Source organism: Jiangella anatolica, assembly GCF_003236295.1.
Taxonomy (GTDB): Bacteria; Actinomycetota; Actinomycetes; order Jiangellales; family Jiangellaceae; genus Jiangella; species Jiangella anatolica.
In genome coordinates this window covers 31,042-55,584 of the sequence record NZ_POTW01000020.1, presented here as the reverse complement: position 1 = coordinate 55,584, position 24,543 = coordinate 31,042, and the positions used below count along the sequence as shown (strand labels likewise).

General features: G+C 73.2%; 24 protein-coding genes and 1 tRNA gene. 9 read left to right on the top strand and 16 right to left on the bottom strand.

Features of this window, described 5'->3' with window-relative positions; translation table 11 throughout:
* Window positions 1–129 precede the first annotated feature (129 nt).
* From C1I92_RS10735 to mscL, 5 genes are all read left to right on the top strand, one after another.
* Window positions 130–717, top strand: a complete 588-nt coding sequence (locus tag C1I92_RS10735; protein WP_111254658.1) for a hypothetical protein — start codon at window positions 130–132, stop codon at window positions 715–717.
* A gap of 301 nt (window positions 718–1,018) precedes the next feature.
* Window positions 1,019–1,588 carry a hypothetical protein gene (locus C1I92_RS10730; RefSeq protein WP_111254657.1) on the top strand — a complete coding sequence of 190 codons (570 nt, stop codon included), beginning with the start codon at window positions 1,019–1,021 and terminating at the stop codon, window positions 1,586–1,588.
* Between the two features lie 153 nt (window positions 1,589–1,741).
* Window positions 1,742–2,068 carry an FmdB family zinc ribbon protein gene (locus C1I92_RS10725; protein WP_111254656.1) on the top strand — a complete coding sequence of 109 codons (327 nt, stop codon included), beginning with the start codon at window positions 1,742–1,744 and terminating at the stop codon, window positions 2,066–2,068.
* A 97-nt stretch (window positions 2,069–2,165) separates the two neighbouring features.
* Window positions 2,166–2,792 carry a Flp pilus assembly protein CpaB gene (cpaB, locus tag C1I92_RS10720; RefSeq protein ID WP_111254655.1) on the top strand — a complete coding sequence of 209 codons (627 nt, stop codon included), beginning with the start codon at window positions 2,166–2,168 and terminating at the stop codon, window positions 2,790–2,792.
* 77 nt (window positions 2,793–2,869) lie between these two features.
* A complete protein-coding gene (gene mscL / locus C1I92_RS10715) occupies window positions 2,870–3,259 on the top strand; it encodes a large conductance mechanosensitive channel protein MscL (protein ID WP_111254654.1) in 390 nt (129 codons plus the stop codon).
* 92 nt (window positions 3,260–3,351) lie between these two features.
* On the opposite strand, the gene C1I92_RS34385 is transcribed toward mscL, so the two are convergent.
* The 3 genes from C1I92_RS34385 to C1I92_RS10705 all read right to left on the bottom strand — a co-directional run bounded on the left by C1I92_RS34385 (window position 3,352) and on the right by C1I92_RS10705 (window position 9,095).
* Window positions 3,352–3,489, bottom strand: a complete 138-nt coding sequence (locus C1I92_RS34385) for a hypothetical protein (protein ID WP_199521122.1) — start codon at window positions 3,487–3,489, stop codon at window positions 3,352–3,354.
* A gap of 66 nt (window positions 3,490–3,555) precedes the next feature.
* Window positions 3,556–4,014, bottom strand: a complete 459-nt coding sequence (locus tag C1I92_RS10710; RefSeq protein WP_111254653.1) for a CBS domain-containing protein — start codon at window positions 4,012–4,014, stop codon at window positions 3,556–3,558.
* Between the two features lie 173 nt (window positions 4,015–4,187).
* The gene (locus C1I92_RS10705; RefSeq protein ID WP_111254652.1) at window positions 4,188–9,095 is read right to left on the bottom strand and encodes a PDDEXK-like endonuclease domain-containing protein; all 4,908 of its coding nucleotides are present in this window, start codon (window positions 9,093–9,095) and stop codon (window positions 4,188–4,190) included.
* Between the two features lie 270 nt (window positions 9,096–9,365).
* Here C1I92_RS10705 and C1I92_RS10700 point away from each other — a divergent pair, with 270 nt between their 5' ends.
* The gene (locus C1I92_RS10700) at window positions 9,366–9,908 is read left to right on the top strand and encodes a hypothetical protein (RefSeq protein ID WP_111254651.1); all 543 of its coding nucleotides are present in this window, start codon (window positions 9,366–9,368) and stop codon (window positions 9,906–9,908) included.
* 154 nt (window positions 9,909–10,062) lie between these two features.
* A complete protein-coding gene (gene trpS, locus C1I92_RS10695; protein WP_111254650.1) occupies window positions 10,063–11,112 on the top strand; it encodes a tryptophan--tRNA ligase in 1,050 nt (349 codons plus the stop codon).
* A gap of 68 nt (window positions 11,113–11,180) precedes the next feature.
* Here the strand turns inward: trpS and C1I92_RS10690 are convergent, their stop codons facing one another.
* From C1I92_RS10690 to C1I92_RS10680, 3 genes are all read right to left on the bottom strand, one after another.
* Window positions 11,181–11,696: a hypothetical protein gene (locus C1I92_RS10690; RefSeq protein WP_146605094.1), complete on the bottom strand. Its 516-nt coding sequence runs from the start codon at window positions 11,694–11,696 to the stop codon at window positions 11,181–11,183.
* Window positions 11,697–11,983: 287 nt separating this feature from the next.
* Entirely contained in the window at window positions 11,984–12,568 is a 585-nt protein-coding gene (locus tag C1I92_RS10685; protein WP_158564086.1) for an RNA polymerase sigma factor, read from the bottom strand.
* 43 nt (window positions 12,569–12,611) lie between these two features.
* Window positions 12,612–13,577: a pirin family protein gene (locus C1I92_RS10680; protein WP_111254647.1), complete on the bottom strand. Its 966-nt coding sequence runs from the start codon at window positions 13,575–13,577 to the stop codon at window positions 12,612–12,614.
* A 65-nt stretch (window positions 13,578–13,642) separates the two neighbouring features.
* Between C1I92_RS10680 and C1I92_RS10675 the strand changes: the two genes are divergently transcribed.
* Window positions 13,643–13,718 (top strand) — tRNA-Arg (locus C1I92_RS10675).
* 117 nt (window positions 13,719–13,835) lie between these two features.
* Window positions 13,836–14,405: a TetR/AcrR family transcriptional regulator gene (locus C1I92_RS10670; protein WP_111254646.1), complete on the top strand. Its 570-nt coding sequence runs from the start codon at window positions 13,836–13,838 to the stop codon at window positions 14,403–14,405.
* Between the two features lie 90 nt (window positions 14,406–14,495).
* Here C1I92_RS10670 and C1I92_RS10665 read toward each other — a convergent pair whose 3' ends face one another.
* From C1I92_RS10665 to C1I92_RS10630, 10 genes are all read right to left on the bottom strand, one after another.
* A complete protein-coding gene (locus tag C1I92_RS10665) occupies window positions 14,496–15,950 on the bottom strand; it encodes an MFS transporter (protein ID WP_111254645.1) in 1,455 nt (484 codons plus the stop codon).
* A 183-nt stretch (window positions 15,951–16,133) separates the two neighbouring features.
* Window positions 16,134–16,910: a carbohydrate ABC transporter permease gene (locus C1I92_RS10660; RefSeq protein WP_111254644.1), complete on the bottom strand. Its 777-nt coding sequence runs from the start codon at window positions 16,908–16,910 to the stop codon at window positions 16,134–16,136.
* A complete protein-coding gene (locus C1I92_RS34380) occupies window positions 16,907–17,311 on the bottom strand; it encodes a carbohydrate ABC transporter permease (RefSeq protein ID WP_325048140.1) in 405 nt (134 codons plus the stop codon). Before C1I92_RS34380 ends, C1I92_RS10660 begins: the two co-directional genes overlap by 4 nt.
* Window positions 17,203–17,829 (bottom strand): carbohydrate ABC transporter permease, encoded by a 627-nt coding sequence (locus C1I92_RS34850; protein ID WP_233506904.1) that lies wholly within the window; start codon window positions 17,827–17,829, stop codon window positions 17,203–17,205. The genes C1I92_RS34380 and C1I92_RS34850 overlap by 109 nt, the downstream gene beginning before the upstream one ends.
* A gap of 67 nt (window positions 17,830–17,896) precedes the next feature.
* Window positions 17,897–18,217: a type 2 periplasmic-binding domain-containing protein gene (locus C1I92_RS34370; RefSeq protein ID WP_199521119.1), complete on the bottom strand. Its 321-nt coding sequence runs from the start codon at window positions 18,215–18,217 to the stop codon at window positions 17,897–17,899.
* Window positions 18,218–18,261: 44 nt separating this feature from the next.
* The gene (locus C1I92_RS34365; protein WP_199521118.1) at window positions 18,262–18,894 is read right to left on the bottom strand and encodes an ABC transporter substrate-binding protein; all 633 of its coding nucleotides are present in this window, start codon (window positions 18,892–18,894) and stop codon (window positions 18,262–18,264) included.
* Window positions 18,895–19,006: 112 nt separating this feature from the next.
* On the bottom strand, window positions 19,007–21,085 hold the full coding sequence (locus C1I92_RS10645) for a PQQ-binding-like beta-propeller repeat protein (protein ID WP_111254643.1): 2,079 nt from the start codon (window positions 21,083–21,085) through the stop codon (window positions 19,007–19,009).
* 26 nt (window positions 21,086–21,111) lie between these two features.
* A complete protein-coding gene (locus tag C1I92_RS10640; protein WP_111254642.1) occupies window positions 21,112–22,134 on the bottom strand; it encodes a hypothetical protein in 1,023 nt (340 codons plus the stop codon).
* 188 nt (window positions 22,135–22,322) lie between these two features.
* Window positions 22,323–23,201 (bottom strand): LLM class flavin-dependent oxidoreductase, encoded by an 879-nt coding sequence (locus C1I92_RS10635; RefSeq protein WP_111254641.1) that lies wholly within the window; start codon window positions 23,199–23,201, stop codon window positions 22,323–22,325.
* Between the two features lie 14 nt (window positions 23,202–23,215).
* Entirely contained in the window at window positions 23,216–24,535 is a 1,320-nt protein-coding gene (locus C1I92_RS10630; RefSeq protein WP_111254640.1) for an FAD-binding oxidoreductase, read from the bottom strand.
* Between the last annotated feature and the right edge of the window lie 8 nt (window positions 24,536–24,543).

Sequence of the window (24,543 nt, the reverse complement as noted above, 5' to 3'; positions counted from 1 at the left end):
CTGCCTGCCGTCGTCCCGTTCGGTCCGGACGCCCGATCCTTGTCGCGGCAGGCAAGCCTGGTGGCTTTCGTACTGGCAGGCAAGCTTGCAGGCTTGCTTGCAGGCGGCGCCAGGGCGTAGCCTTGCGCCATGCCGTTCGTCCTGACCGTCGACCAGCGCGGCAGCCGCCGCAGCCGCGACCTGGTCGAGGACGCCCTGTCCACGCTGAAGCAGCTGGTCCACGAGCCGCTGCTGCCGTTCGAGCGCACCGCCGGCGACGAGTTCCAGGGCGTGCTGGCCGAGCCCGACGCCGCCGTCGACGCGGCCCGGCTGCTGCTGCGCGTCGACGCGTGGAGCGTGGGCATCGGCGCCGGTCCGGTCGAGGAGCCGCTGCCGGCCAGCACGCGGTCGGCGCGCGGACCGGCGTTCGTGCACGCCCGGGAGGCACTGGACGCGGCCAAGCAGCGGCCGCAGCACGTCGCCGTCGCCGGGTCCGACGCCGAGCGGGCCGCCGAGGCCGACGCCGTCCTGACCCTGATCGCCGCCGTTGTCGCGCGGCGCAGCCCGGCTGGCTGGGCCGCCATCGACCTCGTCGAGGCCGGCCACACGTTCGCCGAGGCCGCCGACATCCTGGGCGTCAGCCGCCAGGCCGTCGGCCAGCGGCTGACGGTCGCGCTCTGGCAGCAGGAACGCGACGCCCGGCCGGTCGTGGCTCGGCTGCTCCGGGAGGCCGTGTGACCGTCGCCGCGGTCGTCCTGCTCACCCTAGTCGGGGCTCTGGCGGCAGGACGCACGGCCGGGTCGTGGCTCGGTGGCCACAGGAGGCGGCATGACCGTCGTCGCGTCGTCGTGGTCGCCGCCGCGGGCCCGGCACTCAGCCGGGTCCTGACAGCAGAACCCTCGGCCCACCGGGATGCGGGCATCCCAGGAGGCCGCATGACGGTCGTCGCGAGCGCACGGCTCGCCCTGGCGGGCGTCGCCTGGCACACTGCTGCGCGCCAGCGGCAGATCGCTCGACCCGTCCTACTCCTGGAGGCCGCATGACCGTCGCCGCGGTCGTCCTGCTCGCCGTCGCGGGCGTGGCCGGAGCCGTCGCCTGGTACGCCGTCGAACACCGCCGGCCGGGGGCGTCGACCGCCGTGTGGCTGGCAGCGGCCGCCGTTCCGGTCGTGCTGGCGGGGACGGCGACGTTGTTCGGTCTACGCGGCTCGCCGGCCGGCGAGGGACTCCTGAACGTCGCGCGGGCGGCGGCGGTCGTCGCCGCGGTGACCGGCGGCAGCCTGGTCGCGACGGCGCTACTGCGGGTCGCCGACCGCGGCACCGGCGTCACCAGCGACGACGACACGACCGGCGACGCGTCGGAGGCCGTGTCCGATCCGCGGACGCTGCGCGGCGGCACGTCGATCGGGGCGCTGGAGCGGATCGCCGTCGCCGTCACGCTATTGGCCGGCTGGCCGGAAGGGCTCGCGCTCGTCCTCGGTGTGAAGGGGCTCGGCCGGTATCCGGAGCTGCGCCGGCCGGCCGCCGCGGAGCGGTTCATCATCGGGACGCTGGCCAGCGTGCTGTGGGCGGTCGCCGCGTTCGGGGTCGTCGTCGCCGTGCAGACGTGACGCTGCGCTGCCGGCGCCGTCGGCGCCGGCCGGAGCGGCGGCCGCGTGCCCGCGTGGACAATGTCGTACCGGACCGGGCATTATTCTTGGCAGTCGAGGGTTGAGAGTGCTAAGAGCCGTCGACCTCCGACGGCGACCCGGGAGGATCCACGCGTGCCCACCTACCAGTACGTCTGCACTGACTGCGGCGAGCCCTTGGAGGCAGTGCAGAAGTTCAGCGACGACGCCCTGACCGAGTGCCCCGCGTGCGGCGGCCGCCTGCGCAAGGTGTTCTCCGCGGTCGGCGTCGTGTTCAAGGGCTCGGGCTTCTACCGCAACGACAGCCGCTCCACCACGACGTCCAGCACGCCGGCGAGCAACGGCAACGGCTCGTCGTCGTCCTCCTCGTCGTCGAGCGACTCGGGCAAGAGCAGCGGCGACTCGGCGTCGAAGACCTCGAAGGACTCCTCCAGCACGAAGGCGTCCTCCCCCGCCGCCTGATCTGTCCACAGTCCGGTCTGTCCACAGCCGGGGCCGGCCCGAATCGGCCCTGTGGACAACCGGTTCGGCGGGTTCCGGAGCACCTAGCGTCGTCGGCATGGACGACCTCCGCTCCGCCCTTCAGCGCCTGCTCCGCACGGCCGGCTGGCATCGTCGGCTGCTCGCCGCCGGGCTGGCCGCTGCTGCCGTCGCGTTCGCGATCCAGGCCGCGTCGCCGGCGCCGCCCCGCACGGTCGACGTGGTCGTCGCGGCCCGCGACCTGCCCGGCGGCGTCGTCCTCGCCGACGACCAGGTGACGATGGCCGCGTTCCCGCCCGGCGCCGTGCCGGACGGGGTGGTGGAGCGGTCTCAGGCTCTAGGTGCGCTGCTGGCGGCGCCGGTGCGAGCCGGCGAGCCGATCACCGACCGGCGATTACTCGGGCCCGGCCTGCTGGCCGGGTGGGGTACGGATGTCGTCGCGGCGCCGGTACGGGTGGCCGACGCCGGCGCTGTCGGGTTGCTGCGTCCCGGCGACCGCATCGACCTGCTCGCGACCTCGGTCGACGGCGCCGGGGGTACTGACGTCGTCGCGGCGGGTGTGCCGGTGCTGGCGGTGCCGTCCGCCGGCGAGGCGATGCTCGCCGAGGGCGCGCTGGTGCTCGTCGCGGCGACGCCCGATCAGGCCGCCGGGCTGGCCGCTGCCGCCGTCACCTCACGCCTGTCGTTTACCGTCGGTGTGTCGTGATTTCCCCTGATCACGACGGTTCAGCGGCTAAGGTGTCCCGGGCCAGGCGTCCGTACACGGGAGAGAAGGGACAGCGGATGGTCAAGGGCTTCAGGGACTTCGTCAGCAGGGGGAACGTCGTCGACCTCGCGGTCGCGGTCGTGATCGGCGCGGCGTTCACCGCCATCGTGAACGCGATCGTCGAAGGCTTCATCAACCCGCTGATCGCGGCCATCTTCGGTGAGCCGAACCTCGCGGCCGTCGGCAACTTCACCATCAACGAGGGCGAGTTCTCGATCGGCCTGATCCTCGCCGCGGTCTTCAACTTCCTCTGCGTCGCAGCGGCCGTCTACTTCTTCATCGTCGTGCCGATCAACAAGATGCGGGAGATGCGGGCGAAGGAGCCCGAGTCCGAGGAGGAGTCCGTGCCGCCGGAGGAGATCCTGCTGCTCCGCGAGATCCGCGACTCGCTGCGCGACCGCGTCTGAGCCTTCGCGCACGTCAGGGGCGTCGTCCGCGGTGCGGGCGGCGCCCCTTCGCGGCGGTCACCAGTGCGGGCGGCGCCCCCTCGCCGCGGCGGTCACCAGTGCGGCGGGCGCTCCTCGAGCAGCCGCGCGTCATTGGTGGCGTCGTCGTCGCCCCAACCGGTGGGGCGTTCGTCGGTCGTGGTGTCGGGCAGGACCTCGAGGTCGTCCTCCCACCCGGATGCGCTGCTCATGACTGGTTCCTCCCCGTTGCTGGAGATCGCCCGGCCGGCCGCGCTGCCGGCCGCTCGATCAGGCGCTCAGTCCAGGTCGCCGGCCTCGACGCGGGCGAGACGGCGCTGCCGGACCAGGTTGTCGACGTCGATCTCCGGCACACCGGTCTGGTACCAGAGCGCCGCGAACACGCCGATGACGTCTCGCTGGCTGAGGATCCCGGCCAGCTTTCCATTCTCCACGATCGGCAGGTGCCGGATCCAGTGCTGCGCCATCAGCCGCGCCGCGTCGCGCACGTGTGTGTCCGGCTCGACGGTGATGACGTCGCGGGTCATGACCTCGGCGATCGGTGCCTGGTCCGGATCGGCGCCGCGGCCGACCGCCCGCATGACGTCGCGCTCGGTGACGATGCCCACGATCGCGTCGCCTTCGACGATGACCACCGACCCGGTCTGCTGCTTCCACATCTGCTCAGCTGCGCTGCGCAGCGTCCCGCTGGTCGAGTCGGTGATGGTGGCACTGGTCATGATCTCGGCGACGCGCACGGCTCTCTGCTCCCCCTGAACTTGCTCACTGCTGGAAGATCACCAGCGTAGAACACCCACCTGTGCGGCGGGCGATGGATTTCCCGGATCCACCGGCAGGGGCGTGGGCGCCCGTGGCTTGCCTCGGCGCGGGGCGGCGCGCCGAGGCTCGGCGTCGGGTGTCGTCGAGCGGCTCAGGTGGCCGGCGAACCGGCGCGGGCGACCCGGACGGCGTGACGCAGGACGTCGGCGGTGCGGGCGTCGTCGAGGTCGAGGGAAAGGTCGGTGGCGAGCAGCCCCACCACGTCGTCCACGCGGCGGGCGATGCCGTCGGACTCGGTCCAGCGGGCGAGGGCGGCCAGTTCGCGGCCCGTGTAGTCGCTGACCGGGCGGCCGCTGACGATCAGCGGACGGTTGCCCTGGCGCACCGGCTCGGGCTCCGCTTCGGCTGCGTCGATGGCGGTTGGTCCGCCCGAGGCCGGGCCGGACGTGGAATCGGCGGCGCCGGAAGCGGCGGTTCCCGGCGAACCCGCCGCAGAGCCGCCGGTCGACGGCGACCCACTCGAAGCGCCGGAGCCGGATGAGCCGGAGACCGAAGCCTGGCCGGACGCGGTGGACGATCCGCCGGCAGCGGACGCGGCCGAATCGGAGGCCGTGGATGGTCCTGCGGCGGACGCACCTGTGCCGGATCCCGCCGAACCGGACCCAGCGGACGCACCATCGGCAGCGGATCCGGCCGAGCCCGAACCCGATACCGCGGACGACCCACTGGCCGCGCCGGACGCCGGGTCCTGTGAGGCCGACGATCCGCCGCCCGAACCAGGCGAGCTGGATGCCGCCGCGCCGGCCGAACCGGCCGCAGTGCCGGCCGAAGCTGCCGTGGACCTGCCGGAACCAGCCGAGCCGGACGCCGGGCCTTGCGACGTCGACGATCCGCCGGCCGAACCAACCACGGGGCCGCTCGAACCGGCCACGGACCCGCCCGAACCAGCCGAGCCGGACGCCGAGTCCTGGGAGGCCGACGATCCGCCGGCCGAACCAGCCGCAGGGCCGCTCGAGCCGGCCGCGGACCCGCCGGAACCAGCCGAGCCGGATGCCGGGGCTTGCGAGGTCGACGTTCCGTCGGCCGAGCCGGACGCGGGTCCGGCCGAGTCAGTCGTCGCTCCGGCCGAACCGGAACCACGTCCGCCCGCGCCGGACGCCGCGGCCGCACCCCGCGCGCCCGCGCCCGCGCCGTTGGTGTCCGCCTCTCCGCCACCAGCCGATGCCCGGCTGTCGACCGTCCGGCGGCCGACCGGCGGGCGCTGACCAACCGACGGCCGCGGCGACGCGGCCGCGCCGCTGCCCTGCGCCGGCAGCGGCTCGTCCTCCGGCATGCCGGCCACGATGTCCGCCTCGGCCGCCGCGACCGCCCAGTCGTAGGCGTCGGCATCCTTGACCGCCTGCTCGTACGCCGCGAGCAACCGCTCGGTCTCCGCGTCCGGATCGGCCGCCCACGCCGCCGACCAGATGCGATGTACCGCCCAGCCCAGCCGCGTCAACTGCTCCTGCCGCAGCCGCTCCCGCTCGCGCGCGTTGCGCCGCGCCGCGTACGTCTCACCGTCGGTCTCGATCGCCAGCACGAACCGCGACCGCCGCGTCGGGTGCCGGACGGCGACGGCGACACCGCCGGGCCCGCCGTGGCCGAGCACGATCTCCGCAGCGACGCCGGCCTCCTGCAGCCGCTCGGCGACGGTCTCGGCCAGGACGCCGGAGCGGCCGGGCGCCGGCGTCGGGCCCTCGACCCAGTCCGGCTGCGGACCCTGCTGCACGTACGCCAGGAACTGCCCGAGCGCCTGCGCGCCCGGCGTCGTCAGCCGCCGCGGGCTGAGGTCGTCGGCGCCGAAGGTGGCGACGACGGTGAGCCGCTCGCGCGAGCACAGCGTCGCCGCGCTGAGCCGCCGCTCGCCGCCCGGCCGGCCCAACGCGCCGAACCGGTAGAGGATGCGTCCGTCGACCGACCGGCCGTAGCCGAGCGTGAGGATGATCGCGTCGCGCACGTCGCCGGAGACCCGCTCGACGTCCTTGATGAAGAAGGGCTCGACGCGGTCGCCGCGCAGGTGAGGGGCGACCTCGGGGGCTCGGATGAGCGCGTGCCGCAGCGCGACGTCCAGCCGCTCGGCGTGCCGCGGGCCGAGGGTCACGACGCCGAGGCTCTCGTGCGGGCGGGTGCGGACGTGGTCGAGGACCAGCTCGACGACGCGGTTGACCTCGTCGGACGAGCTGTCGACGGGGTCGTCGGCGATCGGGTCGGAGTCGACGATCTGCATGGTGACGCGGTCGGCGCCGCCCACGCCGGGGACGGTGGTGAGCCGGCCGGCGTGCGTCGTGCGGGCGGCGAACCCGACGAGACGGTCGTCGCGGACCCGGTGCTGCCCGGTGAGCTGCCGCTCCGGCAGCGCACCTCGCAGCAGGTCGACGACGGAGGGCGGCGGGTCCTGCGCCCACGGACCTTCCTGCGAGTCGGGGTCCGGCGCGGGCTCGACGGCGGTCGTGAACGGCGGCCGCGCGACGTCGTCGTCGCCGACGAGGACGACGCGTGCGCCGCGGGCCACGGCGGCGATCGCCTCGGCGACGGCGAGCCGCCCGGCGTCCTCGACCACGACCACGTCGAACAGCGGCCGCGGCGGCAGCAGTTCGGCGACGGTGAGCGGCGACGCCACCCAGCACGGCACCGCCGCCAGCGCCAGCTCAGGCGCCTCCTCGACGAGCGCCCGCGGCGACGCCGGCAGCGCGCTCTCCGGCGACTCCGTCAGCACCGCTGTCTGGCCCTCGTGCTGCTCGGCGATGTCGGCGAACCGGGCCCGCCGGGCCTCCAGCACCCGGCCGGCGGCCGCCCGCACCTCGACCATGTCGGCGGCGCGGAACTCCTCCAGCCGCCGTTCGTGCGCGTACCGGTCGAACCGGCCGAGCGCGGGATCGGTGGAGCGCCACAGGTCCAGCAGCGACGAGTACCACGCGTAGTCGAAGACCGCCTCGACCTGGTCGGCGCCGATGCCGCGACGGCGCAGCTCGGCGATGAGGTCGTCCAGCCCGGCCGCGGACAGCTCGGCCTGCAGCTCGTACAGCCGCGGCAGCGCCCGCAGGTGCCCGCTGTCGGCGATCAGCTCGTCCAGCCGCTTCGCGACGTCGGCGAAGGACAGGTCCTCCAGGTCCGCGGTGCGCGGGTTGCCGTCGGCCAGCGTGGCCAGCGCGTGCCGGACGCCCTTCGCGGCGTCGACGGCGTTGGCCAGGTGCGGGCCGGTGCGCGGCGGCTTGCCGTCACGGGACCGCTCCCGCCAGATGGTCAGCTGCCGCTCCGCGGCGATCAGGCCCTCGTGCTGACGCGAACGGTCCGGCCGGCCGGCCTTGCCGGTCAGGTCGGCGAGCCGTTTGCGCAGCTTGCGACGGGCGAGGAAGCCGGCACCGGCGCCGTGCGCGGACCGGTAGGCGCGGTCGCCGGTCGCGACCGCCAGCTCGCCGAGCGGCTCGTCCCAGATCTGCGCGCCGAGCGTCTCGACGGTGCGCCCGACCGACGCCAGCAGGTCGACCGTCTCCAGGCACTCGGCGACGGTGTTCGGCCCGGCGAGGCCGACCTCGACGGCGGCCCGGGTGGCGGCGTTCTTCAGCCGGGGCAGCGCCCTTTCGCGCAGCTCGGTGACGGTGCCGAGGAGCGCGTCGGCGGCCCGGATGTCGGGGACGTCGGAGCCGAACCACGGCGAGCCCGACTCCGTCAGCGTCAGGCCCTCGATGTTGGCGAAGTCGCGCAGCTGCAGCCGGACGTGCGCCGTGCTGCCGGCCCGGGCGAGCACGTCCGGGTCGACCCGCGCGGGCGTCCGGGCGAACTCCTGCGCGGTCGCGACCAGCACCATCGCCTCGTGCGCCGTCGAACCCCACGGCTGTCGGATCGCGTGGATCGCGTCGCGGTAGGCGTCCAGCTCGGCCGCCAGTGCGGCCGCGGTGCCGGGCGTGATGTGCTCGAACTCGCCGGGCCGGGCCTGCCGCAGCCGGCGGGCGGTCCCGGCGATCTGCTGGACGGCGGCGACGGCGGGCGTGCGCCCCGCGTCGAGGACGACGTCGCGCAGGCCGACGGAGTCCAGCCGCGTCACGAGGTCGTCGAGGACGGCGCGCTTCTCGCCCACCACGAGCACCCGCTGACCCCGTCCGACCAGCTCGGCGACCAGCGCGGCGACGGTCTGCGTGCGGCCGGTGCCGGGCGCGGCGGAGACCCGCAGGTGGCCGTCGCCGACGGCCGCGGCGACGACGTCGTCCTGCTCGCCGTCGGTGTCGAGGACGCGATAGCGCAGCTCGGCCGGGCTGCCGGACCGCGCCACGGCCGCCAGCGCGCCCGGATCGCCGGCCAGCGCGGCGACGACGTCGTGCCCCTGCAGGTCCACGCCGAGCGCGGCGAGGTCGCGACTCAGCGCCAGCGGGACCGTGGTGAACGTGGCGAGCACCGCCCGGTGCGCGATCGCGAATCCGTCGACGACGTGCGGCGGGGCGAACTCCCGCAGCCGCTCGACCACCGTCGCGTACCGCAGCCGGCCGGCCGGGTCGCGCAGGTCGTCGGTCGCGAACCGCAGGCCGAGCTGGGTGTCCAGCGCCCACAGCAGCACCGGGTTGACGAACGGGTCGTCGGCGATCGTGATCGTGAAGTCGGTCTCAGCCGGGTCGCGCGCCTCGACGACCGCCGGCCGGAGCATGACCGGCGCCGTCGGCCGGCGCGCGGCGAACGGGTTCGCCCAGGTCGCGATGCCGACGGCCAGGTGGCAGACGGCGAGCCCCCGCTCCTCGGCCAGCTCGCGGGACTTGTCGCGGATGGCCCGCACCGAGCGCAGCGCCGACGTGCGCAGCGGCTCGTACGGGAACAGCTTGGAGACCAGGACCGGCTCGCCCTCGAGCAGCTGCTTGCGCGCCTCGGGCTCGGCGGCCGCGAGATCGAGCGTCCCCACCTTGAGATCGCGGTAGGACAGCAGCGGGTCGCGCCCGCCGAGTGCGGCGAGCTCGCCGCTCCACCGCTCGACGGCGTCCGCGACCAGCTCCGCACGGGTCGGAGCCGGGCCGGCGACGGCGTCGCTGCGCATCGCGCTCACGGGCGCGGGAGCTGGGGAACCGGATGCCTCACACCCCGGAGGTTAGTTCCCGAAACCCGCGCAGGTGTGGAGGCGAGCCGAATCCGGCGTGGTGGTTTAGCCGCAGGCTGTTCGCGGTCGGCCGGCCGGATGCCACGCGCGGATCGGGGTATGTGGCGTACCGGACCCGCGCCATGGCCTAGAGTGGCGCCGGTCCACGGGGGGCGAGGGTTCCGGCACGACAACCGCTCGGAACCAGGTCAGGCTCGAAAGGTGTGAGTCGTGAAACTGCTCGAGGACGTCCCCTCGGCCGTTGCCCACCGTCCGCCCCCGCGTCGCACCAAGCTCACCCTCGCGGTGGCCGCGGCGTTCATGCTGGTCGCCGCCGTCGCCGGCGTCGTGCTGGTCGCGTCCAGCGGCGGCTCCTCGGACTCCGCGGCCGACCAGGATCCCCGTCCGTCCGGGACGCTCGCCGACTGGGCCGCCGGCGTCACCGACGCGTGCACGACGGTGGCGGCGGAGCAGCCGATCATGGCGCAAGGTCCGGAGGTCCGGCTGGACGCCGCCAACCTCGGCGCCGTTCAGGCAGGGACGGCCGCGCTGGTCGCGTCCGTGCATGACGTGCCGCTGCCGGCCGACGAGGCCGAGCAGGCGCAGGCCGGCGCCGTCGTCGCCGTCGGGGACCAGGCCGGACAGGCGTGGACGGCGCTGACCGACGGCTCCGCCGAGCCGACCCCGGAGCAGCTCGCGCAGGCCGCCGAGCTGACCGCCGGCTTCGTCAGCGGGATGACGCAGCTCGGGGTGAACTGCGCGCCGATCGGCTGACGCCGGCGCGGTAGGGTGGAGGGGTGAAGTCCCTCGTGCTGGTGTGGTGGCTGCCCTCGTAGGCGGCCCTGCTCAGCATGCTCATCGGCCGCCGCGACGGCGGCCGATCAGGTGACAGCTCTCGCGGTGGCCCGTCCACCGAACGGAGAGCGTCATGACCCTCACCCTCGAGACCCCGCTGCTGGCCGATCCGGCCCAGGTGGCGGCCGATCCGTCCCGCTACCGGGTGCTCACCGGCGACCGGCCGACCGGTCCGCTGCACCTCGGCCACTACTTCGGCACGCTGCTCAACCGGGTCCGGCTGCAGCGTCAGGGCGTCGAGACCTTCCTCGTCGTCGCCGACTACCAGGTGATCACCGACCGGCTGTCGCCCGGCGAGATCGCCGCGAACGTGCGCGAGGTGGTGCTGGACAACCTCGCCGCCGGCATCGACCCGTCGTCGACGACGGTGTTCGCGCACAGCTCGGTGCCGGCGCTGAACCAGCTGCTGCTGCCGTTCCTCTCACTGACGACGGTGGCGGAGCTGCAACGCAACCCGACGGTGAAGGACGAGGCCGCCGCGTCCGGTCTGGGGTCGGTCAGCGGGCTGCTGCTGACCTACCCGGTTCACCAGGCCGCGGACATCCTGTTCTGCCACGGCAACCTGGTCCCCGTCGGCGACGACCAGTTGCCGCACGTCGAGCAGACCCGGCTGGTCGCACGCCGGTTCAACGAGCGCTACGCCGGCGGGCGCGCGGTCTTCGGCGAGCCGCAGGCGCTGCTGTCGCCGGCGCCGCGGCTGCTCGGCGTCGACGGGCGGAAGATGAGCAAGAGCCGAGGGAACGCGATCGCGCTGAAGGCGACGGCGGACGAGACGGCCCGGCTGATCCGGCGGTCCGTGACCGACGCTCGTCGCGACATCAGCTACGACCCGGCCGGGCGGCCCGGCGTGTCGTCGCTGGTGGAGATCGCCGCGCTGTGTCTCGGCGTGGCGCCGGAGGAGGTCGCGGCGCAGGTCGGCGGGGGCGGGTCGGCGCTGCTGAAGGCGCTGGTCACCGACGTCGTGAACGAGGAGCTGCGGCCGGTGCGGGAGCGGCGGGCGGCGTTCGCGGCCGAGCCGGGGCTGGTGTCGTCGCTGCTGCGCGACGGCGCCGAGCGGGCGACGGCGATCGCGGAGGCGACGCTGGCCGACGTGCAGGACGTGCTGGGGATGTCCGCCTATTGAAGAGCCCAACGGGGCGCGTCCGGTGAGGGTGGGATCACCGGACGCACCCCAGAGCGGCCGACAGAACGTCAGGGCCGCTGTTCACCGAGCTGGGGCAGCTCGGTGGGCTGCCGATCCTCCGCTCCGGACGGAGGATCGGCGGGGTCGGCCGGCCGCTCGTCGGGGGAGACGGGCGGGTCGGCCGGATCGGTGGGCTGCTGCTCCGGCGCGGTCGGGTCCGCGCCCGGAAGGTCGTCGGGGCGGCCCGGGTCGTCCGGGCGGTGCTCGCCGGGCGTCGTCGGGACGGGGGTCGGCAGCGGGGGCAGCTCCGGGTCGCGGCCCGGGTCGTCGGGCCGGTTGCCCAGCTCCTGGGCGTCCTCGCTGACCTCCTGGCCGTCGACGCCGCCGTCCTGGGCGTCCTCGGCGACGTCCTGCCCGAAGTCGTTGGCCTCGTCGGGCGCGTCGAAGGTGATGGGGGTCACCGCCTCGACGACCGACTCGACGCGCTGCTGCGCGGCGTCGGGAAGGGCGCCGGCAGCGGCCACGCCGGTGAATCCGGTGAAGATCGTCGCCAGGACGGCGATCGCGCGGGTCCGCATGCTCATCGCCGCCACCCGCCTGCGGAATCGGGCCCGGACGGTGTGACCGTGGGCCGGCGGTGCCGGCGTGATGCCGGCGAAGTCGCCGAGAGCGATCCGGCGACGGAGCTCAGCCGTGGGGGGAACGGCCTCATCTGCGCTCCTTCGAATGGCTTCGACCGCGTCCGCCAGTGCCGCAAGGCCCTGCGGATCGTGGCCGCCCGGCGGCAGCACACCGCGCAGGATCGCCTCAGCCGTTGCGTCGTCAGGCACTGTTGTCTGGGTCATGTCAGTCCTGCCATCGCCGGCGCCGCTCATCTGGATACGCCTACCCGGTCGAGTTGTCGCCGCAACGCGTTCAGTCCCCGGCGCTGCAGCGCCTTGACCGCTCCGGCGGTCTTGCCCACGATGTGGGCCACGTCCTCGACCGCCAGGTCACCGATGACGCGCAGCAGGATCACCTCGCGCTGGTCGTCCGACAGGCCTGCGCACAGCTCGTGGACGCGGCGCTCGCCGAGCAGGTCGAGCGCGTCCTGCTCGGCGTCACCGCCCAGCAGCTCGACGATCTCCAGGTCGGCGTCCATGGTCACCGGGCGCCGGGACCGCCGGCGGCGCTCGTCGGTCACCCGCCGGTACGCGATCGTGAAGATCCAGGACCGGAACTGCTGCTCAGAGCCGGTGAACGAGGACAGGCCGGCGAAGACGCCCAGGAACACCTCGCTGGTGATGTCCTCGGGTTCCTGCGATCCCTGCAGGCGCGCGTAGCCGCCGACGACCGGCGCGAGATCGGCGTACAGGCGCTCGAAGGCCCACGGCGCGCCCGCGCGCGCCGCGGCGAGGATGCCGTCGAACTCCGCTCCGATGGTCAGGTGCCCCTCCCCATGTGCGCCACGCCTCACAGGCGTCATCGCACGAAGGGGCCGGAAGGGTACGGCTTTTGCGCTACGGCCGGCGCGGCGCCGGGCGGCGGCGACGCGGGGTGAGGCGCAGCGGCGGTAGCGGCGGCGCCGGGATCCTGGCCCCGTCGTGCCCGGCGACGGTGCCGAAGCGGTGCTGGTCCGGCCGCTCCCACTCCTCCCGCGCGGCGACGATGTCCTCATGGCTGCGGCCGACGAAGTTCCACCACATCACCAGGTCGTCGGGGAACGGCTCGCCGCCGAGCAGGAACAGCGTCGTGTCGTCGTCGTGCGCCTGCAGCGTCAGCTCGGTGCGTCCGGTGCCGAGGTAGAGCAGCGGTCCCGGCGCCAGCTCTGTGCCGGCCACGGTCGCGCGTCCCGTCAGCACGAGGACGGCGTGCTCGAAGTCGGCGCGCAGCGGCAGCGTCGCGGTGTCGTCGACGTCCAGCTGGGCGCCGAGCAGCGGACTGTACGCCGTCGCCGGCGACGTCGCCCCGGCGAGCTCGCCGACCACGACCGTCGCGCGCACCCCGTCGCCGTCGTACACCGGGAGGTCGGTGTGCTGCTCGAAGCCCGGTCTCGCGTCGGCGCCCTCCGGGAGCGCGACCCACAGTTGCAGGCCGTGCAGCATCGGCGCCTCGCCGAGCGAGATCTCCGAGTGCGCGATACCGGGCCCGCTCGTCATCAGGTTCAGCTGCCCCGGCCTCACGACGACGTCGCTGCCGACACTGTCGCGGTGGTGGATCTCGCCCCGGAGCGGCCAGGTGACCGTCTGCAGCCCGGTGTGCGGGTGTGGCAGCACCATCATGTCGGTGCGCTGCGGCCCGAACTGGTCCAGGAAGCACCACGCGCCGACGGTGGGCACCTCGCGGTGCGGCAGTGTGCGCGCCACCCGCATCGCCCGGATCCCGCCCAACGGCACGTCACGAGGCTCCAGCAGCACCGCCGCCGGGCCCGCGTGCTCGCCCGTCCGGCACCGCGTCTCCGCCGGGCGCGCATCGAGGTTGCTCACGCTGTCGAGCGTAGACGCCTACCGGCAGCGGCGGCCGGTCCGCGGCCGATAGAATGGCGCAGCCCGCCCTCGTAGCTCAGGGGATAGAGCATCCGCCTCCTAAGCGGAGGGTCGCAGGTTCGAATCCTGCCGGGGGCACCACACAACCTGGGCAACCGCCTGGAGCGCCGCGACGCTCGCCGCCCTCAGCCATGGCCGCGAGCTCGACGTGGGCGCGGCGCGAGACTTTCGCGCGCCGAAGGTAGCCTTGATAGTGAGATGACTGACTTAGACCCACGTCCAGGGAAGCGGGAGCGCCTCGTCGCCGGTGCCGCGGACCTCCTGCATCGGCAGGGTGTGCAGCGCACGACCCTGGCGCAGATCGCCCAGCACGCCGACGTCCCGCAGGGCAACGTCTACTACTACTTCAAGAGTCGCGACGAGCTCGTCGACGCGGTCATCGAGCACCGGCGGGCCATGGTCCGGGCCGAACTGGCGAGGCTCGACAAGCGACGGACGCCGAAGTCCCGGCTCAAGGGGCTGGCCGAGACGTGGACGCAGTCCAGCGACACGATCACCTCGCACGGCTGTCCACTGGGCGGCCTGTCCTATGAGCTCAACAAGTCCCACGACGGCCTCGCCGAGCATGCGGCGACGGTACTGCGCGAGATCCTCCACTGGGCCGAGGCCCAGTTCCGCGAACTGGGACGACGGGACGCGGCCGCGCTGGCCGTCGAGTTGCTCTCCGGCATCCAGGGCGCCGTGTTGCTGGCCAACACCTTCGGCGACGAGGCGCTGTTGATCTCGCAGGTGCGCCGCATCGAGCGCTGGCTCGACAGCCTCGGCTGATCCCCGGACTCAGGACCACCCCTCGAGAGCAGCCGCCGGCGGTGGCGGATCCGGTCGGGCGCCGGGCCCGCCACCCGCGACCAGGTGCGGTCAGTCGTCGGCGTGCTCGGCGACGGGTACCAACGGGGGTTGGTCCGGGCTGGGGACCGGTGGGCGCCGAAGCAGCAGCAGCGCGGACAGGATGCCGATGCCGGCCAGGATCGTCGCGGCGAGGAACCCGGCCTGGTGGCCTTCGACGAGCGCGACGATCGGCTCGCCGCCTCCGGCGACCACGTCGTCGGTCCGTGAGACCGCGACCGTCGACACGATGGCCACCCCGACCGCCGCGCCGATCTGGAACGTGGTGTTGCTCAGCCCCGACGCCAGACCCGCTTCGCGTTCGTCGACCCCGGCCAGGGCGGCGATCGAGCAGGTGACGAACGTGAGGCCGACGCCGAGCCCGCTGACGAGCAGGCCCAGGAAGATGTCACCGAAGTAGCTGCCACCGGCCGATACCTGGGTCAGGTAGAGGCATCCGATACCCAGCAGAGTCAGGCCCGCGGTGGCGACGAGCCGGAAGCCGGCCTTGAGGACCAGGCCCTGGCCGACGATGGCGGCGACCGTGACCGCAAGCGGGAACACGATCGAGCTGAGGCCGAACTCGACGGCCGAGTAGCCGAGCACCTGCTGGGCATACAGGGTGAGGATGAACGGCATCCCGAAAGCGATCGTGGAGAACACCAGCATCGTCACGTTCGCACCGACCAGCGTCCACGACCGCAGGATCCGCAGCGGGAGCAGCGGCTGCGCGACACGCGACTCGATCACCGTGAACAGGACGAACATCGCCAACGACGCGGCCAGCAGGCCGACCGTCTGCGCGCCGGTCCATCCGGCCTGCGGCGCTTCCACGACGGCGTAGACCATCAGCACCAGGGCCGCCGTCGCCGACAGCGCGCCGAGCGGGTCGAAGCCGCGGCGCTGCCCCTGGGCCCGGCTCTCGCGCAGCAGCCGCGGCGCCAGCGCCAGAGCCGTTACCCCGATGGGAAGGTTGATCAGGAAGATCCACTCCCAGCTGATGTCGGTGAGGGGACCGCCGATCAGCCAGCCGGCCGTCCCGCCGACCCCGCCCAACGCGCCCCAGATGCCCAGCGCCTTGTTCCGCTCCGGTCCCTCCTCGAACGTCGTCGTCACGATCGACAGCGCCGTCGGTGTCAAGACCGCGGCGCCCACCCCCTGGAACGCGCGCGCGGCGATCAGCGCCGCCGGCGACCACGCCAGGGCACACAGCAACGACGCCGCCGTGAACAGCGCCAGCCCGACCATGAACATCCGGCGCCGGCCCAGCAGGTCGGCCGAGCGGCCGCCGAGAAGCAACAAGCCGCCGAACGTCAGTGCATACGCGCTCAGCACCCACTGCAGATCACTCGGCGCGAAACCCAGATCGATCTCGATCGACGGCAGCGCGACGACGACGATCGCCGAATCGAGGATGACCATGAAGAACGCGCCGCACAGCAACGCCAGCGCCTTCCAGCGCCGCGGGTCGGGGACGGCCTGGACCATGAGAGACTCCAAGTAGCTTGATGAGTTAGTTGGCTAACTAACTCATCAAGCTACGCGTCCTCGCAAGCTCTGTTCACCAGAAGCTGAAGGGGCCGGCGGCGCGCCGGTGAGGGTCAGCGCGGAGTCAGGCACGGCGAGCAGTCACGCGCGTGCCATCTCTGGGCTGACGACATCACCTCGGCGTCACCCCTTCTGGCCCGTCATCGTGATGCCCTCGGTGAAGTAGCGCTGGCCGACGAGGTAGGCCATGAAGATGGGGACGAAGGCCACCACCGACCCGGCCAGGACGACGCTGAGCGGGACCTGCTCCGCGTTGAGCGACGCGAGCCCGGTGGTCAGCGTCCGCATCTCCTGCGCCTGGCCGACGATCAGGGGCCAGAGGAAGTCGTTCCAGTGCCAGAGGAAGACGAAGACGCCGAGGGTGGCGAGGATGGGCTTGATGAGGGGCAGCACGATCGAGCGGTAGATGCGCCACTCCGAGCAGCCGTCGATGGTCGCCGCCTCGAACAGCGAGTCGGGCAGGGAGCGGACGAACTGGCGGATGAGGAAGACGGCCTGGGCGTTGGCCGGCGTCGGCAGGATCTGGCACCAGTACGTGTTGACCCCGCCGGCCTGGGAGACGAGGAAGAGCACGCCCACCACCGAGACCACCGAGTAGACGAGCGTGTTCAGCGCCCAGCGCAGCACGTCGCGCACGCCGAGGATCTGGCCGAACGCCTCCGTGGTGAGCCCGGTCGGCGCGAGGCTCCCGGGGAATGTGACGGGGCCTACCGGCTTGAGCGACAGCACGACCATCACGTAGAAGGGGAAAAGGGTGACGATCGCGGCGAGCAGCAGCAGGGCGGCGCGGACGACACGGCCGGCGCGGCCGGGCCGGAACGTCTCGTAGGGGCGGCGCCCCGCGCGCCGAGGCTCGCCGCCGCCGGCGACCGGGGACGTCTCCGGGATCACCGCGGTCATCGGTCCCTCCCCACGGTGAGACGCTGGATGACGGCGACGGCCAGCGTCATGACGAAGAGGGCGACGCCGATCGCGCTGGCGTAGCCGAAGTCGAAGTACCGGAACGCCTGGTCGTAGATCTGGAAGACGACCATGTAGCTCGCGTTGGCCGGCCCGCCGCCGGTCATGACGTAGACGGTGTCGAAGACCTGGAACGAGACGGTCGTCTCGATGACGGCCAGGAAGAAGATCGCCCCGCGCAGCTCCGGCAGGACGACGTGGCGGAAGCGCTGCCACGGGCCGGCGCCGTCGGTCAGCGCGGCCTCCTCCAGCTCGCGCGGGATGTCCTGCAGGCGGGCCAGCAGGATGAGCATGCCGTAGCCGAACCTCGTCCACACGGCGACGACGACGAGCGCGGGAATGACCAGTGCCGGATCGGACAGCCACGACTGACCCGCAGCCCGGCGGCGCCCATCAACGACGACCACGGCCCGTGCGGCGCGAAGATCCAGGTGAAGACGATGCCGGCGAGGACCGGGCTGGTCACCACCGGGAGGAAGCAGATCGACCGGAACAGCCGCACGCCGCGAAAGGCCCGGCGCACGAGCAGCGCCATCGCCAGCGCGGCGAGGATCGACAACGGCACCGCGAGGACGGAGTACAGCAGCGTCGTCCGCAGCGCCCGCCAGAACAGCGGGTCGTCGGCCATGCGCCGGAAGTTCTCCAGCCCGGTCCAGCTGGTCTCCGCGCCGGGCTGGTAGTCGGTGAACCCCAGGAGCGCGCCGGCGATCGCCGGGCCGAACCGGAAGGCGACGAAGAACAGCAGGCACGGGAGCACGAACAGCAGGCCGACGCGGGCCTCGCGCCACGACACCCGCCGTCGCGACGCCGGGCTCGCCGGCGTCGCGACAGGCATCACCGTCCGAGTCGGCACGGGCATCGGCCTCCTTCGCCGGTGCGGGGAGGACCGCCCGCCGCGGTCTGCTGCCGGCGGCCCTCCGTATCCCTCAGCGCAGCAGCGGCTGCGCCGCCTCGGCGGCGTCGTCGAGAGCCTGCCGCGGTTCCTTGTCCCCGATGAGGACACTCTGGATCTCCGGTCCCAGCACGCCCATCACCTCGCGAGCGGACTCGACGAGAGGTCCGACGGTCGCGAACTCGGTGTACTTCTCCGACTCGCCGAAGATCGGGTCACCCTCGTAGAGCGCGCCGACGGACTCCTTGGTGGAGAAGAAGCTCGCCGCCGTGTCGTACTCGGCGGCGTTCTCGGCGTCGGTCACGAACTCGATCCAGGCGCCGGCCGCCTCCTTGTCCTCCGCGCTGCGCGGCATGGACAACGACCCCACGGTGCCGTAGGCCACCTGTTCGCTCTCGGTCAGCGGGGCAGCACCACCGTGTTCTCCTCGCCCCAGAACGCGGTGAGGTGCTGCGGCTCGACGTGCATCGTGCACGCGACCCGGCCCTGCGCGAACTGCGTCTGCTCCAGCGGCGGCTCGGTGACCAGCCGGTCCTCGGGCACGAAGCCGTTCTCGACGAGCTCGCGCACGAACTCCGGCGCCCGCACGCCCTCGTCGCTGTTGAACGCGACCTCGGTGCCGTCGTCGTCGTAGACGTCGCCACCGGCCTGCCAGAGCAGCGGGTAGAAGGAGAGGTTGAGCGAGCCGGCGGCATCGCCGCCGTAGGTGGTGACGTAGTAGCCCGCGTCCTTGAACACCGGCCCGAGCTCGAGGATGTCGTCCCACGTCGACGGGTACTCGGTGACGCCGACGGCGTCGAGCACCTGCTTGTTGCAGACGAGCGGGATCACCGAGGACAGGATGGGCGCACCCATCAGCTGCCCGTCGATGCTCACGGACTCGACGGCGTTGTCGAGGTAGTCGCTCCTGGCCTCCTCGCTGAGGTAGTCGTCGATCGGCTCGATGTTGCGGGCGTAGCCCGCGAGCTGGTCCGGGATCAGGTAGACGACGTCCGGCGCGCTGTTGCCGGCGATCGCCGTGGTCAGCGACACCTCCCCGAGCCGTCGCCTGAGCCGGCGCCGGAGTCGGAGTCGTCGCCGCCACAGGCCGCGACCAACGCCGTGGACAACGCGACGGCGGTCACCGCGGCGAGCTGCCGCCCTCTCATGGCGCCTCCTCCGACGGGTACCAGAGACTCTCGACCAGGCGGTTGTTGCCCTGGAGGAAGTACTTCGGGCCGACGCCGGTGGGCGGCGCCGCGAACAGGCTCGGCTGGGCCCGGACGTCGGGTGCGGTGTTGACCAGCGTGTCGCGGTCGATGCGCACGAACCTGCTCACGACGGTGCCGTAGAGGAAACCGTCGTGCGGGTCGAACACCAGGTTGACCGCCCGCGGCTGGAACCCGACCGTCGGCGGCCAGTTGTACGCGACGTACTCGGCCGAGCGGGTCACCTGGCGCGTGGCCAGGTCGAGCTCGAAGCTCTTGCCAGCGGTCAGGCCGAACAGCCGGCCCTGGTCGTCGAACGCCAGCCCGTTGACGCCGTGCTCACCCGGCATCGGGACGGTCTCCCAGAGCTTCTGGCCCGTCGCCGCGTCGAGCGCGAACACCCGGCCGTCCTGCTTCGACGGGCAGCAGCCCAGCGAACCGCCGTACACGATGCCGTCGCGGTAGGTCAGGGCACTGATCTCCTGCGGCCCGGCGATCCCCTTGAAGACGCGGTACGTGCCGTCGTCGGGGTCGTAGAGGGCGAGCGCCCCCTCGGTCTCGCTGTTCTTCGGCGACGTGCCGACGGCCAGGTAGTCGCCCGCGGAGACCAGCGTCCACGGCCGTTCCTGCCCGTAGGCCTTGAGGTCGAAGACCAGCTTCGGGTTGGTGTCGCTGAACGGAAGGGCCGGGTCGTAGGCGTAGATCTCGGCGTTCGGGTACACGCCCAGGTAGAGGATGCCGTTGTGCGTGGCCATGCCCTCGATCTGGTGGTGGAACTGGTACACCGACCACTCGGTGGTTCCCGGGTCCCACGCGACCAGGCCGCCGGAGAAGTAGCCGCCGCCGTAGACCCGGTCGTCCGGCCCGACGGCGAGCGAGCGGGGCGCCGTCGGCGTGCCGGTCAGCCCGTCGACGGGGCCGATCGAGCCCTCCCCGGTCTCGAGGTCGTACTGGAAGATCACGCCGGTGGGCTGCCCGCCGACGATCATCTCGTGGCCGGTGGCCGGATCGACCACCCGCTCGATGCCCTTGGCCGCGCTGAGCCCGCCGAGGTCCGGATTGCCCACGAACCCGGTCGGCCGGAACCGCCCGCCGTGCGGCTGGTACGCCGTCAGCTCACCGCCGCGCACCATGTACACCTCACCGTTGCGGGCCGCGCTGGTCACGGACTGGCCGGCGTAGGCGCCCAGGCTGCCGTGCCGGCTCCACTGCTGACGTGCGACGTCGTAGACCCAGCCGACGGCCGGCTCGATGCCACCGGCGAACAGCACGTAGAGGAATCCGCCCGCGTCGTCGAGCTGATAGGTGTACTTGTCGCCGGACACGCCGGGTGGCAGGGCGATCTCCGTCTTGGCGCCCGTCACCGGGTCGACGCGGTAGAACGCGGTGAACGGCCCGACACCGACGTAGAGCTGCCCGTCGACGTACTCGACCGAGCGGACGTAGGTGTACCGGTCGCCGAACGTGCCGTAGTCGCGGTACTGCCGGGTGTCCGGGTCCCAGCTCACCAGGTGCGCCGGCGGCAGTCCGCCGGTGGCGTACCCGTGATACGTGCCGATGTAGTACGTCCCGTTCTCGTCGGTGTCACCCTCCCAGAGGAAGCTCACGTCGGGCAGCGGCCGGCCGAGGTTCTCGATCGCGCCGCTCCCCCACGGCAGCCGGAACAGGTCGCCGTTGACGCTGGTGGCGACGTACACGTCGCCGTTGTCGGCGACCGAGACGCCCCACGCGCCGGACGCGTTCTCCATGGGGTACTTGTTCACCACCGTCCGGGTGAACGGGTCGATCTCGGCCAGGTAGGCCGGCACGCCGGCGGCGGGCAGGCCGGTCACGGCGAGCCAGGTCCGGTACGTGCCGTCGGGCATGCGGGCCGTCTCGCCGCCCGAGGTCGTCGTGGCTGTCAGCGGCACGGTGCCGCGGTCGGTGTACTGCGGGTAGGTGGTCTCCGCGGTGGCGGCCGTGACGGGGGCCAGGGCGGTGGCGGCGATCAGCGCCGAGACCGCCAGGAGCCACGAGGGTCGTTTCCGGAGGCGCATGCGCGTGCACCCTTCCTGTAGGGGGTTCAGGACGGCAGGACGAAAGCGTGGCTCATGTGGGAGTCGTGCGTGCCGCTCGAGCCGCGGGAGTCGACGAGGTCGGTCGCCGTGCCCTGGATCCCCGCCAGCTGACCGCCCAGCCATTCGGCCTTGACGTAGGCGTTGAACCGCGGGATGCAGCCCGGCGCGTCGCTGACCGCGAAGTCGGGCTTGTTCAGCGGCACGTACTTGTGATGCACCCAGTACGGCACGTCGTGCGTGATCTGGACGCTGCTGTCGGTCTTGCACAGCGTGCCGTCGGACCGCCACTGGTTGATGAACAGCGTGAACTTCACCTGCGAGGAGCCGTACTTGTCGCAGGACGTGCTCGGGTAGCAGATCATCAGCACGGAGTCGGCGACGACGTTGAGATTCGTGACGCCGGCCGGCATGGTGAAGTAGTCCAGCGCGGGCAGCCGCACCTCCCGGTGGGTGGCGTTCATGCCGTACACCCCCGCGCTGACGCCGGACTGCACCGGCTCGCCGAGCGCGTCGTTGACGACCGAGGTGTCGGCGAACTGGAGGTAGCCGCTCACGAGGTCGTAGGTGGCGTCGTCGTTGCTGAGCGAGTTGCCCCGGACGTTCGCGGTGCAGGTGACCGTGCCGGCGACCCCGGGGTGGACGAGGAACCGGGTGTAGAGCGTCACGTCCTGGTTCGGCGAGCCGGAGGTCCGGTCGTAGACGTTCTGGCCGATCACCATGTTCTCGGTCCAGCCGCCCGGCCCCGAGCAGACGACCTCGTTGTCGAACAGGCTGCGGATGGTCGCGTTGTTGACCCGCATCTTCGCGACGACGTAGGCGGTCTGCGACGCGGTCATGGTGAGCGAGATCGTGCCGACGGGCGTCACGTTCTGGTCGACGCCGCCGCCCTCCTCCTCGGTCGGCAGGCCGGGCGCGAGGATCGTGCGCGGCGTGAAGGACACGAACGTGGCCGCCTGGGCGGCCACGGGTTGGAGCAGACCGGCGGCCAGCGCGAGTACTGACGCCGCGGCCAGCGTGCGAACGTTCATGACGGCCTCCAACGGTGAGTGGATTCCGGTCTAGACCGCTAAGTTAGACGGTGACCGACCCGCTGACAAGGCCTGGGGCGACGTTCGGTGGCGATGACGGCGACGAGGCAGGGCGCCGGGATCACGGCGCGCGCGACCGCCCGTGGCGCACCACGGGCGTCGCTGCCACCGTCCACGCGGCGGCGGCGCTACGGCGCGACGGTCACCGGCTCACGCGCGGCCGGCAGCGCGTCGGCCAGGCGCGTGACCTGGTCGAGGCCGGCGTCGCAGGGGTAGAGGACCACGTCGGTGACGCCGGCGTCGTCGAGCCGGGCCAGCTCGTCGTGCAGCTCGCCGGCGCTGGTCGCGGTGTCGGCGCGGGCCGCCGTCCAGTACTCGCCGTAGTAGTGCCGCAGGTAGTGGTCGGCGACCGCCCCGCCGCCGCTGCCCAGGCTGACGTAGCGCCCGGTGACGATGCGCGGCTCGCCCGGGCGCGCGGCCCGCTCCCACGCCGTCCGGACCGCGCCGGCGCCGCGCACCAGGGTCTCGAGGCCGAACAGCGGCGCCACCCAGCCGTCGCCGAGGGTCGCGGCGCGGACGAACGCCGCCGGCACCAGGCCGCCGAACAGCAGCGCGGGACGCCCGGCCGGCAGCCGCCGCATGGGCCCGCCCTGGCCGGTCGGCTGCCCCGACCAGACGGCCCGCAGGGTCGCCACCGCCGCGTCCAGACGAGCGCCGCGGCCGCGCTCCGGCACGCCGCTGACCTCGTAGTCCTCCGGCCAGCCGCCCAGCCCGAGCCCGGCGGTGAGCCGTCCGCCCGAGAGCAGCTCGACCGAGGCCAGCTGCTTGCCGAGCAGGACCGGGTCGGCCCGCCAGCCGACGTTGAGCACCGTCGTGACCAGCTCGACCCGCGACGTGGTCGCGGCCGCCGCGGCCAGCGCGGTGAGCGGTTCGAGATTGTCGTAGACGAGCCGGTCGATGACGCCGAGCGAGGCGAACCCGGCCTGCTCGGCGGCCGCGGCCCACGGGCCGATGACGCGGGCGTCCACGCCCGGCACGGCCGCGGGCAGTCCGATGCCGATCCTCATGCCGTCCTCCTTCGTCAGAGCGGGAACGTGACCCGGAACGTGCCGTCCGGGTCGTACCGGTCCTTGAGCCGCCGCAGCCGGGCGAGGTCGTCCGGGCCGAAGCGGCGGCCGGCGCTCTCGGCGGTCGCGTCCTCGACGCCGCTGAAGTTCGGGTAGCTGCCGCCGGTGGACCAGGGCGCCATCGCGTCGAGCACCTGATCACGCGCGACACGGTGGGCGGCGTCGGGACCGGCGATCGCCAGCAGCGAGAACGCGGCGTCGCGCCCGGCGACGGCGTTGGGGACCGCCGGCGGTCGCGACAGCGCGCCGCCCCACGCGCGCAACTCGGCCAGGAACGGCGCGCCCGAGTCCGGCCCGGCGAGCTTGGCCAGCACGTCCACCGCGTCGTCGTCGAGCTCGCCCAGCAGGACGTTCCGGTCGAACGCGGCGACCGGCGTGGCCGTCGGCTCGTGGTGGATCGTGCCGACGTCGGCGTAGGGCATCGGCCGCACCGTGTCGACCAGCCGCGGCCCGACGGCGCGCAACCGGCCGGCCAGTTCCTCGCCGGCCGCGGGATCGGCGTCGCTGTAGGCCAGCCGCACGTGGGTCACGTGCCGGCCGCGCAGCCGCGGCGGCACCGCCGGGTCGTCCGGGTAGCGCAGCAACAGCACCGACGACGCCATGGTCTCGGGGACGGTCTGCGCCCACGCGACGTAGGCGTGCAGCGCGTCCTCACCGGCCTCCGGGCCGAAGCACAGCTCGCCGCCGTACAGCGTCGCGACGGGGAACAGGTCGATCTCCATCGCGGTGACGACGCCGAAGTTGCCGCCGGCGCCGCGCAGCGCCCAGAACAGGTCCGCGTCGTGGCCGGCGTCGACGCGCCGGAGCCGGCCGTCGGCGTTGACGACGTCCATCCAGCGCACGTGGTCGGCGGCGAACCCGTACCGCCGGGCCAGCAGGCCGACGCCGCCACCGAGCGTGTACCCGACGGCGCCGACGTCGGGGCTGGTGCCGTTGAGCGGCGCGAGCCCGTGCCGTGCCGCGGCCGCGATGACGGCGCGCCAGCGCACGCCGGCCTCGACCCGAGCCGTCCGGCGTATGGGATCGACGTCGACCCGGCTCAGCCGGCCGGTGCGGATCAGCACCGCGTCGTCGGCCGGCAGCGACGGGCCGTGCCCGGTGTTCATGACGCCCACCGGGCGGCTCTCGCGCACCGCCGCCGCGACCGCGCCGGCCACGTCGTCCGCGCTCCCGGCCTCGACGATCGCCGCCGGACGATGCGTCACGGCGAGGTTGAAGCCGGCCCGCAGTTCCTCGTAGCGGCCCATGCCGGGCCGCACACCCTCGATAGCCATACCTCCAT

Excerpts from the sequence above, each read along its gene's own strand:
- C1I92_RS10665 (WP_111254645.1), bottom strand. The coding sequence starts at position 15,950 with ATGGTCCAGGCCGTCCCCGACCCGCGGCGCTGGAAGGCGCTGGCGTTG.
- C1I92_RS10640 (WP_111254642.1), bottom strand. The coding sequence starts at position 22,134 with ATGAACGTTCGCACGCTGGCCGCGGCGTCAGTACTCGCGCTGGCCGCC.
- C1I92_RS34850 (WP_233506904.1), bottom strand. The coding sequence starts at position 17,829 with ATGCCCGTGCCGACTCGGACGGTGATGCCTGTCGCGACGCCGGCGAGC.
- C1I92_RS10730 (WP_111254657.1), top strand. The coding sequence starts at position 1,019 with ATGACCGTCGCCGCGGTCGTCCTGCTCGCCGTCGCGGGCGTGGCCGGA.
- C1I92_RS10635 (WP_111254641.1), bottom strand. The coding sequence starts at position 23,201 with ATGAGGATCGGCATCGGACTGCCCGCGGCCGTGCCGGGCGTGGACGCC.
- C1I92_RS34370 (WP_199521119.1), bottom strand. The coding sequence starts at position 18,217 with ATGCCGCGCAGCGCGGAGGACAAGGAGGCGGCCGGCGCCTGGATCGAG.
- C1I92_RS10690 (WP_146605094.1), bottom strand. The coding sequence starts at position 11,696 with ATGAGCATGCGGACCCGCGCGATCGCCGTCCTGGCGACGATCTTCACC.
- C1I92_RS10645 (WP_111254643.1), bottom strand. The coding sequence starts at position 21,085 with ATGCGCCTCCGGAAACGACCCTCGTGGCTCCTGGCGGTCTCGGCGCTG.
- mscL (WP_111254654.1), top strand. The coding sequence starts at position 2,870 with ATGGTCAAGGGCTTCAGGGACTTCGTCAGCAGGGGGAACGTCGTCGAC.
- trpS (WP_111254650.1), top strand. The coding sequence starts at position 10,063 with ATGACCCTCACCCTCGAGACCCCGCTGCTGGCCGATCCGGCCCAGGTG.
- C1I92_RS10735 (WP_111254658.1), top strand. The coding sequence starts at position 130 with ATGCCGTTCGTCCTGACCGTCGACCAGCGCGGCAGCCGCCGCAGCCGC.
- C1I92_RS10630 (WP_111254640.1), bottom strand. The coding sequence starts at position 24,535 with ATGGCTATCGAGGGTGTGCGGCCCGGCATGGGCCGCTACGAGGAACTG.
- C1I92_RS10670 (WP_111254646.1), top strand. The coding sequence starts at position 13,836 with ATGACTGACTTAGACCCACGTCCAGGGAAGCGGGAGCGCCTCGTCGCC.
- cpaB (WP_111254655.1), top strand. The coding sequence starts at position 2,166 with ATGGACGACCTCCGCTCCGCCCTTCAGCGCCTGCTCCGCACGGCCGGC.
- C1I92_RS10660 (WP_111254644.1), bottom strand. The coding sequence starts at position 16,910 with ATGACCGCGGTGATCCCGGAGACGTCCCCGGTCGCCGGCGGCGGCGAG.
- C1I92_RS34385 (WP_199521122.1), bottom strand. The coding sequence starts at position 3,489 with ATGAGCAGCGCATCCGGGTGGGAGGACGACCTCGAGGTCCTGCCCGAC.
- C1I92_RS10705 (WP_111254652.1), bottom strand. The coding sequence starts at position 9,095 with ATGCGCAGCGACGCCGTCGCCGGCCCGGCTCCGACCCGTGCGGAGCTG.